The organism is Nocardia sp. NPDC004168, from assembly GCF_040610355.1.
Taxonomy (GTDB): Bacteria; Actinomycetota; Actinomycetes; order Mycobacteriales; family Mycobacteriaceae; genus Nocardia; species Nocardia sichangensis.
Genome location: NZ_JBEXME010000054.1, coordinates 1 through 16,686, shown reverse-complemented (window position 1 = coordinate 16,686; position 16,686 = coordinate 1). Strand labels below are relative to the sequence as shown.

Genomic DNA, 16,686 nt, shown 5'->3' with positions numbered 1-16,686 from the left:
CCTCGAACTGCGGGTCGATGGTGCCGGTCAGGGTAATGGTCGCTTTGCTGCCCTTGGGCAGGTCGATCGGCATGTGCAAGCCGTCGCGGACCGAACCGGTGCCGCACACGGCTCCGTTCTCGGCCTGGCAGGTGACTTCCAAGTCGGTCAACTCTGTCGGGACGGTGGCGTCCAGCACGGCGTCGGGGGCGTCGTTGGGGCCGAGGTTCTGCACGCCGATGGTGTAGGTGATCCGATGTCCGGACTGCGCTGTGCGCGGGCCGTGGATCTCCAGCGGCATTTCCGCGGGCAGGGTCACCTTGAGGTTGCGGATGCGGTGGGAGGCGGTCGCGGCGCCGGTCCCGGCTGCGAAGCCCAGTTTGAAGGTCTGCGGCACGGGTGGCTGACCGTCGGCGCCGGCGAGATCGAAGTCGTTGATCAGCAGGGTGCCGTTCGGGTTGGTTTTGTCGGCGTGGCGAACGGTCAGCCGGCCGTCGATGATGGAGACCTGGATGTGGGCGCCGCGCTCCCAATCCGCGCGGAATCCGCCCGGCACCGCAACGCCGGTGAGCCACCTGAACCCTTCCCGCAGATTGCCGGCTCCGCGCACCCCCAGAGTGTTGGGCCGTTGCACACCGCCTCCGGTACCGGCCAGCGGTGTGGCGAAGTTCCCGTAGTTGTCGAAGCCGACGCCGACGAACCCGGCGGTGACTCCCGGCGCGACGATCTGCCCCGACCCCGTTTTCGTGATGGAGTAGCCGAGTGCGGCGCCGATACCGCCGGGCTGGGTGGTATGCGCGCCGTCGATCACGTAGACGCTGAAGCCGTCGCCGAGCGAGGCTGCTCCCTCGCAGGAGTAGTCGAAGTCGATGGTGACACCAAGGGTGGAGGAGAACGGCTGATCGAGGAACGCTGTCCCGGCTTGAGAGTTGGTGTTGGGGGTGAGTTCCAGGCTGCCGCCGTGCAGCCGCGCGCTGCCCAGCAGCTGCCAGTGCGGGTTGGTCACGGTCTCATTGGTGAACGATTCGATGATCGGGAACTGCGCCTGCTGGATGGTGACCGGTGCATACGTCGTCATAGTCGAACCCTCCTTGGCCGGATAGGCCAATCAGATGAGCGATTGCGCCACGCGGATCGACTCCGCCACAGATACCAGCGAAGCCCCGGTCTACTGATGTGGCACCTGACCGAGCAGCCAAGGGCCACACGGTCGACTGTAGGAACAACCGGGCGCGACCGATTCACCTCTTTCGAATGAACCGGGGCAACCACCGGCCCTCACTCTGCGGCTTCGCGGGTGCAGGGCCGGACCGAACCCCTGGCCGGGTGCACCGGCGAAGTCGTCGTTGCAGCCGTGATCGGCGAAGCGGGTGTGTGATCCGAGGGGACCCCCCAGCGGTCGGCTCCGTCACCGACGGCGACGAGGGAGGCTTCAGCGGGCGACCGAGTTCTGCGATACCGGAGAGCGCATGTGCGGTGCAAGCGCGCCGCACACGCCGCCGCCCAGGGCGTCATGCGAGAAGGCGTCCTGGGCGGGTAGGGAGGCGAGTCGCACAGTGCTCCCTCGAACCGGTCGCCGGACGATTGAAGGGAGACCCGACGACACACCCACGATAACACCGGCCAGTCGGTTTTAATCCCGGCGTCCCCTTCCCCAGGGATCCCGATGTCTGGAGTATCGCGTGCGCGTTCCCGGGGCGCCACGTTCGAGAATTTGCGGAGAGGCCAGCGCAGATCCTGGTGGCGCACCCCGCGAGAGATCCGGCCGACCGCGACCCACCGGCGTCACATCACCGGTGGCGCGGCGACGGGAATTCGGCTCCGTGGCACCGAGGCGCCGGAAGCGTGGGACCGGTGCAGGTCGCCAGGTTGATATCCCAGCCCCGGCAACAGCCCGGAACCTCAGTCGGCGTCCCCGTCGTTGCTCCCGGAACGCAAACCACGAGCCCGATGGGGCTCCGCTCTCGGCGGCCGCGAACTTCGCCGGGCGCGGTGCAGATCAGTGCCGGAGTGCTGGTCGCGGCCGGCGCGTGGGTATCCGCTCCTGTGTTGCTGGCGAGGGTCACCTCATCGCTTTGACCGGCCCAGGAACTGATGTGGGTATCCAGGTCGACGAATGCCACGTACTGCATCGCGTGATCGGCATCTACCGGTTTCGCGCTTGCGAGTTTCGATACGGGGTGGCCCCAGAGTTGCTGTCGTTCGCAGTGGGAGTGGATGGTGTAGATACTGGCCCAGGGAGTCGGTCGAATCGGTAAGTCCACCGCTTTCCCCAGTCGGAGGTGCGACCGATCCTGTTGTCGTTGTCGTTCCAGTACAGGTGGTCACAGCTGAGGTGCAGCGGGATCGACGCGAACCGGTCCCCGGGTGCCGCCGTTGTTGTCGCTACTGTGGATCTTCGCTCGACCTCGCCGGTCACCGTCGACATGCAGAAGGTTGCAGCACCCGCCTCAGCCGGGTTTACGCCAGAGGGCGTATTTCGCCGTCGAACGTGCTGCCGCGCACCGTGCCGAACAGCATGGCGTACTGGGTCAATCGGCACGCCGGTCTCCACACATCGCAGATACACCGCTTCCGTACCGGCCTGCTCCGCGATCGCCTCGACGCATGTGCAGAGACTCTCGGGTATGACGCCAACACCGGCGTCGGGTTCAGGGCTCGAGGCCGATCTCGGGATCTTCCGCACCGGTGCTGGTGATGCTCATTGCCATTCCCTTCTTCCGGATCGCAACAACTTCCGGCACTGGCACACCTAGTTGTAGGCGGTACTGCGAGAAACGCCCCGCCGGCAGGCTGCGCAGCAGGTTTCGGTGTTTTCCCGGATCGAATACGAGAGCCAGGCTGTTGTGGACCGGCTCGAACCACTCGCTGTTCACCCGGACCCACCCGATATCCGGCTCGCCGAACCACCGCGGGTACGTGTCGGCGCCGGACGCGGGCACATCGGTGGCCATCAGGGCGGAAGACGTCCCGGATGTCGGGTCGGGCATCGAGGTTCACGACCAGCAGGACCTCCTCCTCCCGCACGTAGGCGGCGCAGATCGGGACGGTGTCGGTGAGCATCTCCCGCCAATTGCGCTGTGGTGGTGCGGTTGTCCCGGTCGGGCACGGCGTAGGACAGATCTCACTGAAGTGCGGCGGAACGCAGGATCGACTGACAGATCGTTGTGCAACTGGGCAATCAGTTGTTCCGGTTCCCCACCGGCCGCAGTGACCGTCTGCGCGGCGGGTGGGACGAACGCCAGAGCCAGATGGTGGGCGGCGAATCGCCGGTCCACGTCGAGCAGCTGGGTCGGTTCCTTGCCGGCGAGACGGGCGCAGGAAACGCAGCAGCCGACGCATCGTCGGCGCGAGGGATGAGAACACCTCGTTGTCCAGCAGTTCAGTGAACGCCAAGTCGCCGGCGTGTCCGGTCTGCCTCGTCAGGTTCTCCATGGCCTGCAATGCCAGCGACTCGGCATGAAGCGACGCCGTCGGCGAGGCCAGATGCCCGACATCGGATGCGGTCGCTATCGCGTCGGTCAGGTATGCCAGCATCACGCGTTCGCACGCCGCTGGGACCTCTTCGGGAATCTCGGGCACGACTTCGTTTTCCGGTGGGTCAGGATGCGGGACAGCCGGTGCGGCAACTTCTCACTGACTGCCGCGAGCGCGCCAGGCGCGTTTGATCGCGGCCGACAATTGCCCGGACCGAGCGGTGGTCAGCCCTTGTTCGATAGCCCACGCACGGATTTCGGCGGTGCTCGAAGTCGAAGAGCCGTTGCTGTTGGAGGGCCTGTTGACTGCTGGAGCGGTCATGGTGGTGAACAGGTCGGTCCCGGGCAGGTCGGCGGCGGTGATGGTGAGGAAGTCGCGGGAGTGCAGGGTGCGGCGTCGTTTGCGGTGCATCTTCTGCAATGTGGCCACCGCGGTGTCGAGGTAGTCGTGGGCTTCGATGTGCAGTTTGCGGGCTTCGGTGTGGCGCATGATGCGGCCGACCTGCTGAATGACCGGGGCTTTGAACGCGATCGGCATCGCAAGGAAGACGGTGTCCAACGCCGGCGCGTCGAAGCCCTGCCCGATCAGCTTGTCGATGGCCAGCAGCACGATCGGTTTTCCGTCGTTGCCGTCGCGCAGGGCGGCGAGCGTGTCGGCACGTTCGCGGCGCCGCATCCCGCCGTGCAGTTGCAGCGCGCTGATCTTATGGGCCCGCAGCGCGTGGTCGAGAGCAGTGAGATGCTCAAGTCGGTTGGTGAGCGCCAGCACGGTCCGGCCACGGGTGACGGCGTCGACGATGTCGGCGGCGATCTGCGCAGTCCGTGCGGTGTCGCGGGCCAGCTGGTTGTAGATCTCGGCCATAGAAGCACCGTCGCTGCCACTCTCACCGGTAGCGAAGTCCGTGGTGTGCACGACGTGGTATTTCGCGAAGCTGCTGGTGTCGATGATTTCGTGCCGGATCGGGCCACATTGCATCGTGATGATGGGATCCATCTGGTCGGCCCGGTATGGAGTCGCCGACAGCCCGATCCAGCGTGGAATTCTTGCGCGGCCGATCGCTGCGGCCGCTGCTGGCGCGCCGACACAGTGACACTCGTCGACCACAGCGAGCCCGTACCCGTCGAGGAGGTCCGCCGGTGCATCGCGATGGGCGAGGGTCTGCAGCATGATCACATCAACAACGCGGTGCCGACGGTCCTTGCCGGACCCTGCGGAACCGACCGCGCCGTCGCCCAGGTCGAGGAATTCCGCAAGCCGCTCGCGCCACTGGGTCAACAGCTCTGTACGGTTCACGATCACCACGGTCGGGACCTGGTAGTGGGCAATCAGGGCGCAGGCCATAACGGTCTTCCCGGCACCGGGTGGGGCGACGAGTATCCCGTTGTCGTGGCCGGTCATGGCTTGCACTGCGCCGGTTTGCGTTTCGGTGAGAGTTCCGGCGAAGGCAGCGCTGATCGGTGTGGGGGTGGGCAGGTCGCTGGTGATGTCCAGGACACCGCCAGCCTGCGCGACAAGGGCGGAGGCTTCCTCGGCCACGCCACGCGGCAGCTCGAGCCGATCGGGATCCGACGCGTCGAAACAACGCACCATCCGCGGCGTGTTCCAGGTGCTGAATCGCTGCGCCTGGCGCCGGTAGAACTCCGGATTATGGAACGCTGCGGTGTGTTTCAGAGCCGCGACCAAGGGGGCAGGCAGTCCATCCGTCGTAACCTCCAGCATCGCACCCAAACGTGCGCGGACGTGCTCAGGTGCGGCACCCAGCTGAATTCGCCTCGGCTTGGGCCCCAACTCGCCGGCCAGCGCCGCCGGTCCGGCCGCCACGGCCCCGAGCGCAGCGACCAGTGCGTCGAGTTCGGTCGGTGACAACCGTCGTATTCCGGACAGGAGCGCGAACTGATCTCGCGCGCCGGTCCAGGTGCCCGGCTCGCAGAACAGCGTGGTGCCGCCCATACGGGAGGGTCCGTGCAGCGGCAATGCGATGAGGTTGCCGAACCGCAGATCACCCTTGGCGTTGATCGGCGCGGAATCTTGTGCGGGAAACAGCCGGTCGTAGCTCGCCAGCGACATGCGACCGCGGCCATCGATGGCTTTGCGCAACAGCGCGGTACCCAGTGCCCGTGCCTTGGCCGCTGTCACCGGCGTGGTGAAGAACGTCCACACGTGCGCGCCGGCACCGGATCGCGAGATTTCTGCATAGGCCGGAACTCCCGCTGACGCGCAAGCTGCCAGATAGGCTTCGGCGTCGCCGCGCCAGTCGGCACCGGTATTCTTGCCGTCGAAATCGCAGACCAGCAACCTGGTCCGGTCATCGCTGGTGAGCGGATAAAGCCCGATGTGGGCATCGCGGGCGCCAGCCGGGTGTTTGGCGAGATGCTGGTAGACCGCATCGTCGGTCAGTGGTCGGAACACCCGCGGGATGCCCTTCTGCCGGGCGAACGGATCCTCTTCGGCCGGACTCCATCCGGCCCGGCGGTCCTTCTTGCTCACCCACCGGTGCGCGTAGACATCGTCTCGGCCACGGAACAGCTCACGGAACAACGCTATCTTGTCCTGGGTCGTCGAATCATGATGAACCGCAGGCAACACTGTGGCACCGATCACCGGCACGGGGGCCCTGCCCGGCGACGGCTCGCGGTTCGCACCGCTCAACCCTGCGTCGCTGTGACAGTTCAGCTGCTTCTCTAGTAGCTCAACTCGGCCGGTCAGCGCCGCAATCTCGGACTCGGCGGCGCCGAGCAGTCGCCGCAACTCATGTGGGTCATAGCAGTCGGACCAGGTGGGCACAGGTCAATGATCCACATCGTCCACGATGGGGGCAGACCGGGACCGAACATGTGACCCGACAGCACGACAGCGATCTCTGACCGAATCTTGGGTCCCTTTCACCCTGACAGCCGCGACCGCGGTCATGATCGCCCACGGACAAGAACAGCGTCACGGCCAGGTGGTCCCGGAGATCGGCCTGCCCGAGGACTGGATATTGCCGGTCGGCCTGTTCTGACACCAGCTCACCGTCGCGCTCCGTGCCGGTGCTGAATCCGCGGTGAGTTCGGCAAGGAGCGCTTGTACTCGTCGCCCCGAGCAGGTACAGATTGACCTCACCGACCGCAGGAAGATCCGCAGGACCGAGCATCTGGACCAGTTTCCGCAACGACCGCGGCACCCTCGGCACAGGGCTGTTGAATGTGAAGGTGCCGTGGAAGGTGTTTCGGGAGAAGGTGTTTCCGATACCGGACGAGGCCGTGGGCGCGGGGTTCCCGGGTGTCGGCGGTATGCCTGGGCCCACAGCGTGCTCTGGTAGGTGTTGGCCAGCGTGTAGCGCCAGAATCCGAAGGTCAGTTCGGCGACGACCTTCCCGTGAACCTCGGGGATGGTGCTGTTCAGGATGGCCCGGTTTCGTGCCTTGCGGATCGACTGTGCCAGTCGCGTGTTGGCACCCCACGGCATCCTGGGGTCGGCGTACCAGTCACCGTTGCCGTTGCGGACACGCTGGTGGTAGATGGCCAGCTGGGCGTCGAGGGCATTGCGCAGCACGATCTCGAACGATCGCAGCGTCTCGTGCCAGGCCCCGGCGACCAGCTGATTCCACTCATACAGCCGCTCTCCCGCCGCGTCGGACCCAGCGACCTGCGCGTAGCGGTCGAACCGGCCAGCAGACAAGTACCGCCGCAGATCCGCGGCCGACTATCGGGCAGCAGTCGTCGTCACGGTCGCCGAGGTTATACCGGTAGACGCAAAACCCCGGAACGATCACTACCGGCCACCTCGGTGGTCAGGCACATCACCGGGCTTCCTTTCTGTTCAGGGACCCCTCCGTGACGGCACGCCCTCGGTGGGTGAGGTTTCGGGGCGGGCCTGCCCACCGCCGCGTGCAGAACGTGGATCACATCGGGAGACGCCCGGAGGGAGACACCCCGAGACCCCACCCCGCAAAGGAGTGAGTGAGCGGGACCCCAGGGTGTCTACGCCCCTCCGAGCGCTGTCACGATGACCGCAGGGAATGGATTGCCTCCGTGACAGCCGCACACACTACGGCCGCACCCGCCCAGATATCCGCTACCACGGTTCACGCGTGTCACGGGATCCCATGACACGACATCGCAGGGCCGGCCGTGGCGTCCCGGCCGAACCTGCGATGCCCCGGCCAGTGCCCGAACTCCATCGCTTCAGACCCCGACCTCACCCCAAACCCTGCCACTCCGACCGGCCTTGTCAAGGATAAAGCCGGCCCTGAACTGGGAAATGCCCGGTTTCGAGTAAAAAAGTGAGAGGCCTGGTTGACCGTGTCGGTGTTGCCTGATAACCACGGGGGCTCATCCCCGCGGGCGCGGGGAGCACCGTCACTCCTGGGTGTCGACGGACAGGTCGATACTCGGGTCATGACGTCCTGCACATGAGCGCGTCCGGCCGGGGGTGGTTCCTGGGTGACCGACAGTACTGCCCAGTGTGTTGGCCGCGTCCGCGCACCCATCTACCTGCGCGGATGGCACGTCTAGCGGGTTTCCGCCATCCCGGCCGACGGTGAAAATTTTCCGTGGCGTATTCGGTGGCGTCTTCCGTGGGCGGTCAAATCGCCCCACGGCTTGCAGACCCGAATGGGGTTCCGGACTGTAATCGCCGTTAAACCCCGTACACCTCGGTCGAGGAAGTGTTGCAGCACGTCCGGAGACGTGGCGTGTGCACGCAACGCGTCGCGTCCGGCGTTCACGACTAGTATGTCGTTGCTACGCAGCGGCAACAACTCGGGCGCGGTGGCGCCCAGGTAGGCGATCGCTACCGACCGCGGCCCGCGTGTGCGTGCCGCGCACGGTGCTGGTGCGGCGCTGCGGAATTCGACACAAAGGCGCTCGGCGTTGGACATGCCCCCGCGTCGAATCAACACCGCAGAAGGGTCAGGCCATGGGTTCGGTCCCCGCACTGTGGTGCCTATGGCATCGAGTCTGCCCGACCACTTTCGCTCGTTGGGGTGGTTGCTGCTCACCTCCCCGATCTCGCGGCCACACGCGATCCGGTCCTAGGAGACATGCGGCGAGGTGGTGGTCTGCGGGTCAGGGGTCGAGCCGGTGATGCAGGAGAGGACGGTTCTGGTGACCTGCGGTGAGGCAGTGGCCGTGGCATGGCGGTTCTCGGTAGTTCCTCATCCTCGGCCTGCCCCTGTTCAGCAGTGCGCGAGCCCCCCACCGGGTCTACGGCCGCCTGCCGACGAGTCTGCAGGTGTTGAGCTTGGATCGGCCCGAGCCTGGCGCATGTCCCGGTCGAGGCGAGCGACGCAGTCGTCGAACGCGGTGTGCAAGTCCTCGCTGCTCTCGACGCCCGCAGCGACGGGTTGCTGGGGATCGCGCTTTTGGTTTCCAACCAATCGAGCCCCGGACCGTGCGTCGGTACGGGGCTCGTTCGGGGGTATTCGCGCCTATCCACCGATCGCTCGGTAGTTTGACGGAAGCAAACTTACTCTCGCGCTCAGGCTTTCTCCAAATCGAACCGTCTTCGTCTCAAATCGTGGGCGTCCGGCCAGACAGAATCGTGACTGGGCGGATCTATTCCGCTTTACGCATTCTCGGCAATTCGGTGTCGATACCGCGGTGTCCGGGTTGCTGTGCGCATCGGCTCCACCGGTAGTGGGGGTAGTGGTCGTCCTTTTTGATGTAGGACAGCCGCAGCAAAACCTGTTCCAGCGACATCGACAGTTCGGCGGCGAGTTGGGCCATGACCAGCATCATGGTGGCGCTGTCGAGTTCGTGTGGGTCGGTGAGGATTTCGTCGAGCACCATGCCGCTGAGGGCTTGTTGTCGGGTCAGGACCCGTCCGGGCAGCCAGCTCAACGCCCACCGCTGTCCACGGATCCCGTCGGCCAGGCGGATCGCGACCTCCGGGGAGATTGCACTGGCGATCTGCAAGGGCCCGATGATCAGATCGTTCATCCGCGCGGCCACGATCTCCCTCAGCGGCACCGCGTTCGCCGCTGACGCGCCAGCCACCCTGTCTCCCACCGCGGCGCCGGTGTCGGCGCGAAGGTGGCTCTTGCGCTGGGCTTGCGCGGTTTCGGCTGTGGTGAGCTGGCCGATGGTGCGTTGCAGCTGTTGCAGCCCTGTATCGACGTCATAGTGGTAGTCGTCGTCGGATGCCAGGTAGCCGTCGAGTTCGGTGAATACCTCGTAGATGCTGACTGTCGTGGTGGTGGTGTCCCTTTCGGTGTCCTTGGTCATGCTGTTACTTCACCTCCGTTATCGGCCCCTGTGCGCGGGGTGCGCGGGATGCGGCCGTGGTCGAACTCGATCCGGTAGTTCCCGCTGTTCTCGATCGCCCGGATCCTTCTGCGGGCTCGGCTCTGTGTGAATGCACCGTCGACACACTCGCGCCGATCACTGTCGCGATCTCCGCATCCGGTAGCCACAGATCCCACGCCATCACCGCCACCCGGTATTCCGTGGCGGTCAGGTTCTGCCGCAGCACCTGCCAGACGTATTTGACGGTGTCGTCGTCGAGGACGCGGTCGGCGGGGTTCTTTGTCACCACCGACAGCCCGAGCATCGGCACTGCGGTGTCTGTGTAGTCGGGCACCGACACGACACCGTCGCTACGCCGCCACGAATCGATGACTCGGCGTTTGGCGATGGTCATGATCAACGCGGCCGCCTCGGGTGCTTCGGCGTTGAGGAAGTCGCGGTCGTATTGCTCCCACACGGCGAGGAAAACTTCCTGCACGATGTCGTTGGCCCGGTCACGATCACCCCCGAATGCTTTGATCGCGAGCCGGAACACCGCAGGAGCGTGAGAGCGAAACAGGTTGTTGAACCGGCGTTGCGGACCGGCCGGATGCTGCTGATCTGTCATCGTGCCGAACTCCCCGCCGATCAGACCCGAATACTCCGACACCGGGAACCGTGCGACGCCTTCGGGAAGGATCGGCCCTGGCCCCGTGCCGTCGGTGCGGCGGCAGACGCCAGCGAGCACGGTGGAGGCGAACACGTAACGACGCGCGGCCCTGACAGCGGCCGGCAGCCGCCGGGGCTTCGGTAGCTGCGATAGGGGCCGCGGGACCGCCGGTACGAACGCAGAACACCACGCAAGCGGGCCCGCAATCGACAGCCGACCCTCACCAACCCACAACAGCGTCATGCCACCTACTTCGTAGCGCGAGCATGAATTCTTGAACCCGCCACGGCCAGTCGCGCCGACACGCCGAAGAATCTGTTCAGCTCGTGAGCGATGCCGCCGCTGGCGTCGCGGCATCGCTTCGGGCCCTGCGACATCCTCGGCGAGTGCGGCATCACCGGTCGCTGCCGCTACGGTCCGCAGGAACAGCTCGAGATCGATCGCATCGCCAGCCACCAAACACAGTCATCTCCGCCCGTGGGCAACATCGGCAACTCCTGATCAACGCGACGCAGATACGCGCGCGGCCCGGCGCGAGGGCTGCTCGTTCTTCCGGCCCGGTAGGTCAGCGTCACAGGTCGAAGGCCAACTGGTGGTCGGTCACGCGGGCTGCGTCCGCCGGAATTTGGTGGCGGCCGGGCGGAACGGTGTCCGGTACGGCCATTGCTTCGGCGATCTTGCTGGCGAGGCGGGGCTCGAGGGGCAGTTGCAGGGTGTGCAGGCGCTGTGGGTTGGGGCGGGTCAGTCCCATGGTCTGCGCGACGATCCATGGTTCGATGCCGGATTCCATCATGCGGGTATCGAAGGTGTAGCGCAGGGTGCCTGGTGAGAGTTCGAGCCCGGCTTCGCGACCGATGGTGCGCACGATGCGGTCGATCGAGCTCGAGGAGATGCGCCGCCGACGCTCGGAAACGAACAATGCGCGCGGGCGCAGCGCGCCGAGCATGGCGCGCCGTGCGGCCAGCCACAGCTCCAGCAGGCGTCGAGTGCTCGCCGCCAGGACAACCGTCCGCGTGGTCCCGGAAAGTCAGTGGACCATGAGACAACCGGACTCGGCGCGAAGGGGCAGCCCGTCCACATCCAACAGGCGAACTTCCGACAGCGACAGGCCGTTGTTGAGCAGCAGCCCGACGATCGCGTGGTCACGGTGGCTGCGCGCCGCCGCGGCGCGCATAGTGCACCCTGCTCGTCGGCGGTGAGAGTGCGCGGGGTGCGTGAGGGGTGTTTGATCCGCGCGAGCGTGGTCGGCCCTACACCGCGCCACTGATAGAAGGTGTTGATTGCTGCACGGGCGAGGTTGACCGTCGACGGCAGCACTCGCCGCTCACCGGTCAGATGATCGTGGTACGCCAACACGACCCGATCCCGAACGGCCGGATCATGAAGCGCCTCTTGACGATCTGCTCGAGTCTCCAGCCATCTCAACAGATCCGCGACGCGCTCGCAGTAGGTATCTCGGGTCCGCGGCGACAGATCGTCTCGACCTGCCAGATACGTCTCGAACCGGTCCAGCTCTTCCCGCGCCCACAACGACCGCGGCGCCGACTTCCGCATCGACGCCCTGGGCACCACCGCGGTGACAGCGCTTCCCATACTCACCTCCCGGCACGATCCGCCCGTCGAGGATCTCACTCACCACCGACAATGCGCCACTTAATGCGATTAGTGCCCAACCGGATCCACGCGATGGGCACTAATCGACAATAGATCGAAGTCTAAGAAACAATAGCGCTCCGTGAGATGACCGCACCGCCGATGAGCGAAAAAGCCACTGGCAGCCAACGGCTACCGCAGGGAAACCATCGAAATCGTCGCCATAGGCCCGCTCCGGCCCGATAGTAAATACGGTCTTGCTCGTTACGCATTGGGGTGGGAGCGAACCACCCGACGAAAGAACGCGCTCGAACAACCGGCGCGCGGCTGTATCGGTGATGATACAGCGAGCGGTTTCATGGCGTTCTGCGGCGATACCCATTCAGCTCGAAAGCGATTCGGCCACCCGGTGTGGGTGATGGTCTGCAATTGCTTGTACAAAGTGGGTTGGCTACTGCTATTGACGGAAGGGACCGGGGCTGCCAATTCTGGTGTGGAGATACATCGCGGCCCGCGGCCGACTTTGCGCCACGATTCGCGTGATTCTCGCATACTGTTGCTTCAAGGAAGTCGAGGTGTGTCATGGCGCCGCCCCAGGGGTTCGATTGGAACTGGGCTGTCACCAGCGGAGGGAATTTGACTCGTCGTCAGATGAATCAATTGCTCGGGCTTCTGCTCATTACGATGCCCGGCTTGCTGGGTGGTCGCATCGCGTCGTTCTTCGGTGCTCGAACAGCGGCCGCCCGACTCGACCTCACAGCGCTGCAGCCACCCGACACAGCCTTCGCGCTGGCCGCCGGACGAGAAGCGCATGGCGTGCTGAGCGCCAGCATGCTCAACCACTCCTACCGCGTCTGGGCCTTCGGAAAAACACTCGCCCGCGCACACGGCGCCCAACTGGATGACGAACTGTTCTACACCGCGGCCATGCTGCACGACATCGAACTGGAGAACCCCCAGCCGAACCGCTGTTTCGCAGTCCGCGGCGCAGAGCACGCCGCCCACCTGCTCGGCGAACTGGACGTGCCCGCCGATCGGGTCGCCCTCATCCGAGACGGCATCGCCGACCACATGACCCTCGGCGCCGACTCCGACCTTTCCGACCTCGCTGGAGCACTCGCCGCCGGCGCAGGGGTCGATCTCTTCGGCAACCGCATACAAGAACTCGACCCGCAGTGGGTCGCCGAGATCATCTCCCACCATCCACGCTTGGACTTCAAGCGCCTCGTGACCGCGGCCGTGGCACGGGAAGCCGAAGCCGTCCCCGACGGGCGAACCGCTCTTCTGCGCAGATTCGGGTTCGACCTCATGGTCGACTCGTCACCTTTCTCCGAGTGAACCGCTGGGATGATTCCAGTGCCCACCTTGCGACTCGTCGTAAGGCGACAAATTGGTGCCTCAGATCGTCACGTTGAAGCTACGGCTCGGTCGCTCGTCCGGCTTGGATGATCATCGCTCGAGCCTCGTCGCCGTAAGCCGCCTGTCTGCGAAGGCCTTCCCAGGCCTTCTCGTAGTACAGCAGCTCTGAGGGCGTTGTGATCGAGAGTTCCGCACTGAGCGTCTCGACGAGCGCGAGTCGCGCATCGTAGAGCGCAAAACTAGTTGTGGTGTATACGAATTGGAATCTCATTGGGACGATGCCCAGCACGAGGCGCGGGTTGCCGAATCCCGTATCGAGCAGATGCTGCAGTTGCGCCTTTCGGACTTCTTCGTCACCGACGCACGTGTAAAGCACAGGTTCGTGGAGCAGCACCGAAAATTTCGTTCGGCCGGTGCGAAGGGCACTTCCTCGCGTCATCCGTGCGTTGACCGCTTCTTCGAGGTCATCGTAGGTGCCAAGAAATCCGATGCACGTCGACAGGACCGCACGTGCATACGACTCGGTCTGCAGTAGTCCTGACACGATCACCGAGGAATAGATCCGGACTGCATGCGCGTCCGTGTCGAGTTTGACGCCGCGGCGCTGTCGATGCGCGTGGCCGCCTGCGGCCACACGCTTCCACTCCGCCCACTGGGCTCGGGCATTGCGCAGTGACGCAATCAGGTCCGGTAGCACGAGTTCAGCCCCGCAGATACGGCACCAGTCCTCGAGGTCCGCCTCGCTCGGTGATTGCTTGCCGGTCTCGATGCGCGAGACCTTCGACCAGTGCCAGCCTGCGGCGTTGCCGAGTTCGCGTCCGCTGAGCCGTGCAGATTTGCGAAGTTCACGCAGGCGCGTCCCGAGTACCTGCTTGCTCTGGGCGGCGCCTGTCACCGGCGAGTCAGGTACTCGACGTAGGGTGTGGACGCCGACCAGACCCGGTCCCTCACCTCTGCAGCGTAGGCAACGATGACGGGGTCGTCTGTGGAGGCGGCACCGACCCAGTATCCCCGTTCGTCGAACAGGCTGTAGGCGACCAAATTGTCATCGAACAGCCAAAAGTCATCCGCGGAGGAGTCAGTAGTCTCGGCCAGATGCCGGGCCAGGTAGCGGACGTCCTCGCCAGCCGCAACGTTGTGACGGGTCAGCGCCAGCAGGTATCGGGTGTAGAGGGTATGCGGTTCGGAGACAATGCGCGCTCGCTGCATCACCACGCCGCGCTCGACTGCCGCTTCGACCTGTCGCTGCCATCCGGCGAACCACTCCCCGCCTGGGTCGATTGTTTCGTCTTCCCGGAACGCAGCCAACGAAGGTTCCTCGTTCTCGGACAGGTAGTCGTCTCGTGTCTCCAGGTGGAACGCGCGGTGCTTCGCCGAGCCGAGCACCGCGCGAAATCGTTCAGCCCCGAGCAGTAGCTGCATCCGGGCGCACCTCCTGGCCGATCGCCACCTCCACGGCGGTCTCGTGGTCGGGAATCTTCATCTGTGCCAGCGCTTCCGAGTCGATGACGGGTTTGCCAGACAGATAGAACGTTCCATGTCCGGAGTCTTCGAGGCCCGTCAAGCAGGTTCCGGCCGGACTGAAGGCGAGTAGCCGGTGGGGAATCTCGATTCGACTGTCGTCGTCGGTCTTCCACCCTTGGACAAGGTAGGTGTCCCGGTCGCTGGCATACAGGCGCGGCGACCCGTCGCCGCCTGACTCACCGCCGATGAACCGTACTTTCATGTGCTGGACAGCCCTTCTGTTTGTTGTGGAAGTGTGCGATTGCATCTCCAGAGTCACAGTTGAAGCTTCTATGCGTCAACCGATTGCGCACATTTGCGCACATTTGTAGTGGCCGGATGCCAGCGAGCCATACCGTCGACATGCCCGGGATCAGCGGCATGCGAAAGGATGTGAGACGCGGTGAACAGCGGCAACACACACGCAGACGTACGGTTGCTCCTCATCTGCCACGGACATGCACCAAGCGATGCCCGCAACGAATTCATGGGCCCGAGGCGATGCCGCGGTCTGGACAGGGCAGGTCAGCAGCACGCGCGGTTACTCGGTCAACGGCTCGCCGCGCAGCATCTGCAACCACAGGTGATTCACCACATTGACGTAGCCCGAGCTGAAGACACCGCGAACACCATGGCCGCGTTCCTGGGCCATCCACCCGTGTTGGCGAGTCTGAGCTGCCGCAACTACGGAACGGCCGACGGAGCGCTCATAGATGAGATCTATGCAGGCTTCGAGTCGCCCTCGGAGCTGATGCCCGACATGCCATTTGCTGAGGGCGCGGAGTCGTGGGCGCAGCTGACCGCGAGGGTGGGACGTGAACTCAACAACATCATCGCTCGCCAAGGCGGACGGTCGACTGTCGTCGTGTGCGACCAGGACACAATCGGGGCCACCTTCCAGCTCGACCGCGGCGACTCACCCGACGCGGCGCAATCCCGACGCAGCGGAAACACCGGCATCACTGAGTGGCAGCTGACGCTCGAAGAAGACGGCGATCCAGCGGCAAAGAAGTGGAGAGGAAAACTACTGCGTCACAATGACGTAGCACATCTGCCGAATTCACTCGGAACCCCGCGAGGCCGTCAGCTCACCAGTAGCTGCCCGCCTGTTCGAGCGTGACCCGCAGCCAATGGAGACCTGTGCTCCGACGCGCCATTAGCTCATCCGAAGACGTTGCGGCACTGGATAGTGCGGCTGCAACGCAGGACCATTGGAGTACTTGTGTCGATTGATCCGTCTCCTCAGACCGGCGTCCGCGCTCCCGTGGGTGTGGACACGACGCGCGCGAGCATCGCCCGCGTCTACGACGCCACCCTCGGTGGCAAGGACAACTACGAAGTCGACCGCTACGTACGCGACAAAGTCGCCGAGGTCGCGCCGCGGCAGAGCGATGTCGCCTGGATGAATCGCCGCTGGCTGCACCGGGTGGTGCGTTATCTAGTCGGTACCGCCGGCATCGGTCAGCTGCTGGATGTCGGGGCGGGTCTGCCGACCGTCGGCAACACACACGAGATCGCGCAACAGCAGAACCCCGCGGCGCGCGTGGTCTACGTCGACAACGATCCGGTGTGCAATATCCACGGCCGCGTACTACTTGAGCGCAACGAGCACACACGGTTCGTGCCTGCGGATCTGACCGCGCCGGAAACTCTGCTGGCGAACTCCGAGGTGACCCAGCACCTCGACCTCACCCGACCGCTGGCGCTGATCCTGTGCGGCATCCTGCATCACGTCGACGACGATCTCGATCCGGCGGGGATCATGCGTCAGTACATCGATGCGCTGCCCGCCGGCTCCTACGTCGCGATCACGCATTTCTACGATCCCGCCGACGGCGGCGAGGCGCACGAGATGGCCATCGAGCTGCAACGGCGTTTCACCGAAATGGGCCTGGGCTC

General features: G+C 64.9%; 12 protein-coding genes and 3 pseudogenes. 3 read left to right on the top strand and 12 right to left on the bottom strand.

Features of this window, described 5'->3' with window-relative positions; all coding sequences use genetic code 11:
• From ABZW96_RS36295 to ABZW96_RS36255, 9 genes and pseudogenes are all read right to left on the bottom strand, one after another.
• On the bottom strand, positions 1-1,057 hold a 1,057-nt coding region (locus tag ABZW96_RS36295), incomplete at its 3' end, for a hypothetical protein (RefSeq protein WP_355081272.1).
• A 1,573-nt stretch (positions 1,058-2,630) separates the two neighbouring features.
• A complete protein-coding gene (locus tag ABZW96_RS36290) occupies positions 2,631-2,969 on the bottom strand; it encodes a hypothetical protein (RefSeq protein WP_355081270.1) in 339 nt (112 codons plus the stop codon).
• Between the two features lie 643 nt (positions 2,970-3,612).
• The gene (locus ABZW96_RS36285; protein WP_355081268.1) at positions 3,613-6,204 is read right to left on the bottom strand and encodes a DEAD/DEAH box helicase family protein; all 2,592 of its coding nucleotides are present in this window, start codon (positions 6,202-6,204) and stop codon (positions 3,613-3,615) included.
• A 1,858-nt stretch (positions 6,205-8,062) separates the two neighbouring features.
• A pseudogene (locus ABZW96_RS36280) lies at positions 8,063-8,317 on the bottom strand (hypothetical protein); the annotation flags it as partial.
• Between the two features lie 676 nt (positions 8,318-8,993).
• Complete coding sequence (locus tag ABZW96_RS36275) at positions 8,994-9,662, bottom strand: hypothetical protein (RefSeq protein ID WP_355081266.1); 669 nt, start codon at positions 9,660-9,662, stop codon at positions 8,994-8,996.
• A gap of 4 nt (positions 9,663-9,666) precedes the next feature.
• Positions 9,667-10,425: a sigma-70 family RNA polymerase sigma factor gene (locus ABZW96_RS36270; protein WP_355081265.1), complete on the bottom strand. Its 759-nt coding sequence runs from the start codon at positions 10,423-10,425 to the stop codon at positions 9,667-9,669.
• A gap of 478 nt (positions 10,426-10,903) precedes the next feature.
• Positions 10,904-11,338, bottom strand: a pseudogene (locus tag ABZW96_RS36265) (tyrosine-type recombinase/integrase); the annotation flags it as partial.
• A 21-nt stretch (positions 11,339-11,359) separates the two neighbouring features.
• Entirely contained in the window at positions 11,360-11,506 is a 147-nt protein-coding gene (locus ABZW96_RS36260) for a hypothetical protein (RefSeq protein WP_355081273.1), read from the bottom strand.
• A 98-nt stretch (positions 11,507-11,604) separates the two neighbouring features.
• Positions 11,605-11,886 (bottom strand): annotated as a pseudogene (locus ABZW96_RS36255) (phage integrase N-terminal SAM-like domain-containing protein); the annotation flags it as partial.
• A 723-nt stretch (positions 11,887-12,609) separates the two neighbouring features.
• On the opposite strand from ABZW96_RS36255, the gene ABZW96_RS36250 reads away from it, so the two are divergent.
• On the top strand, positions 12,610-13,263 hold the full coding sequence (locus tag ABZW96_RS36250; RefSeq protein WP_355081264.1) for an HD domain-containing protein: 654 nt from the start codon (positions 12,610-12,612) through the stop codon (positions 13,261-13,263).
• 79 nt (positions 13,264-13,342) lie between these two features.
• Here ABZW96_RS36250 and ABZW96_RS36245 read toward each other — a convergent pair whose 3' ends face one another.
• The 3 genes from ABZW96_RS36245 to ABZW96_RS36235 are packed head-to-tail and all read right to left on the bottom strand — an operon-like array spanning position 13,343 to position 15,067.
• Complete coding sequence (locus tag ABZW96_RS36245; protein ID WP_355081263.1) at positions 13,343-14,179, bottom strand: helix-turn-helix transcriptional regulator; 837 nt, start codon at positions 14,177-14,179, stop codon at positions 13,343-13,345.
• On the bottom strand, positions 14,176-14,706 hold the full coding sequence (locus ABZW96_RS36240) for a DUF6879 family protein (protein ID WP_355081262.1): 531 nt from the start codon (positions 14,704-14,706) through the stop codon (positions 14,176-14,178). The genes ABZW96_RS36245 and ABZW96_RS36240 overlap by 4 nt, the downstream gene beginning before the upstream one ends.
• Positions 14,684-15,067 carry a hypothetical protein gene (locus ABZW96_RS36235; RefSeq protein ID WP_355081260.1) on the bottom strand — a complete coding sequence of 128 codons (384 nt, stop codon included), beginning with the start codon at positions 15,065-15,067 and terminating at the stop codon, positions 14,684-14,686. The genes ABZW96_RS36240 and ABZW96_RS36235 overlap by 23 nt, the downstream gene beginning before the upstream one ends.
• A gap of 123 nt (positions 15,068-15,190) precedes the next feature.
• On the opposite strand from ABZW96_RS36235, the gene ABZW96_RS36230 reads away from it, so the two are divergent.
• Positions 15,191-15,907, top strand: a complete 717-nt coding sequence (locus ABZW96_RS36230) for a histidine phosphatase family protein (RefSeq protein WP_355081258.1) — start codon at positions 15,191-15,193, stop codon at positions 15,905-15,907.
• Positions 15,908-16,009: 102 nt separating this feature from the next.
• The coding region (locus ABZW96_RS36225; protein ID WP_355081256.1) for an SAM-dependent methyltransferase at positions 16,010-16,686 on the top strand (677 nt) is incomplete at its 3' end.

Excerpts from the sequence above, each read along its gene's own strand:
- ABZW96_RS36290 (WP_355081270.1), bottom strand. The coding sequence starts at position 2,969 with ATGCCCGACCCGACATCCGGGACGTCTTCCGCCCTGATGGCCACCGAT.
- ABZW96_RS36275 (WP_355081266.1), bottom strand. The coding sequence starts at position 9,662 with ATGACCAAGGACACCGAAAGGGACACCACCACCACGACAGTCAGCATC.
- ABZW96_RS36260 (WP_355081273.1), bottom strand. The coding sequence starts at position 11,506 with ATGCGCGCCGCGGCGGCGCGCAGCCACCGTGACCACGCGATCGTCGGG.
- ABZW96_RS36250 (WP_355081264.1), top strand. The coding sequence starts at position 12,610 with ATGCCCGGCTTGCTGGGTGGTCGCATCGCGTCGTTCTTCGGTGCTCGA.
- ABZW96_RS36240 (WP_355081262.1), bottom strand. The coding sequence starts at position 14,706 with ATGCAGCTACTGCTCGGGGCTGAACGATTTCGCGCGGTGCTCGGCTCG.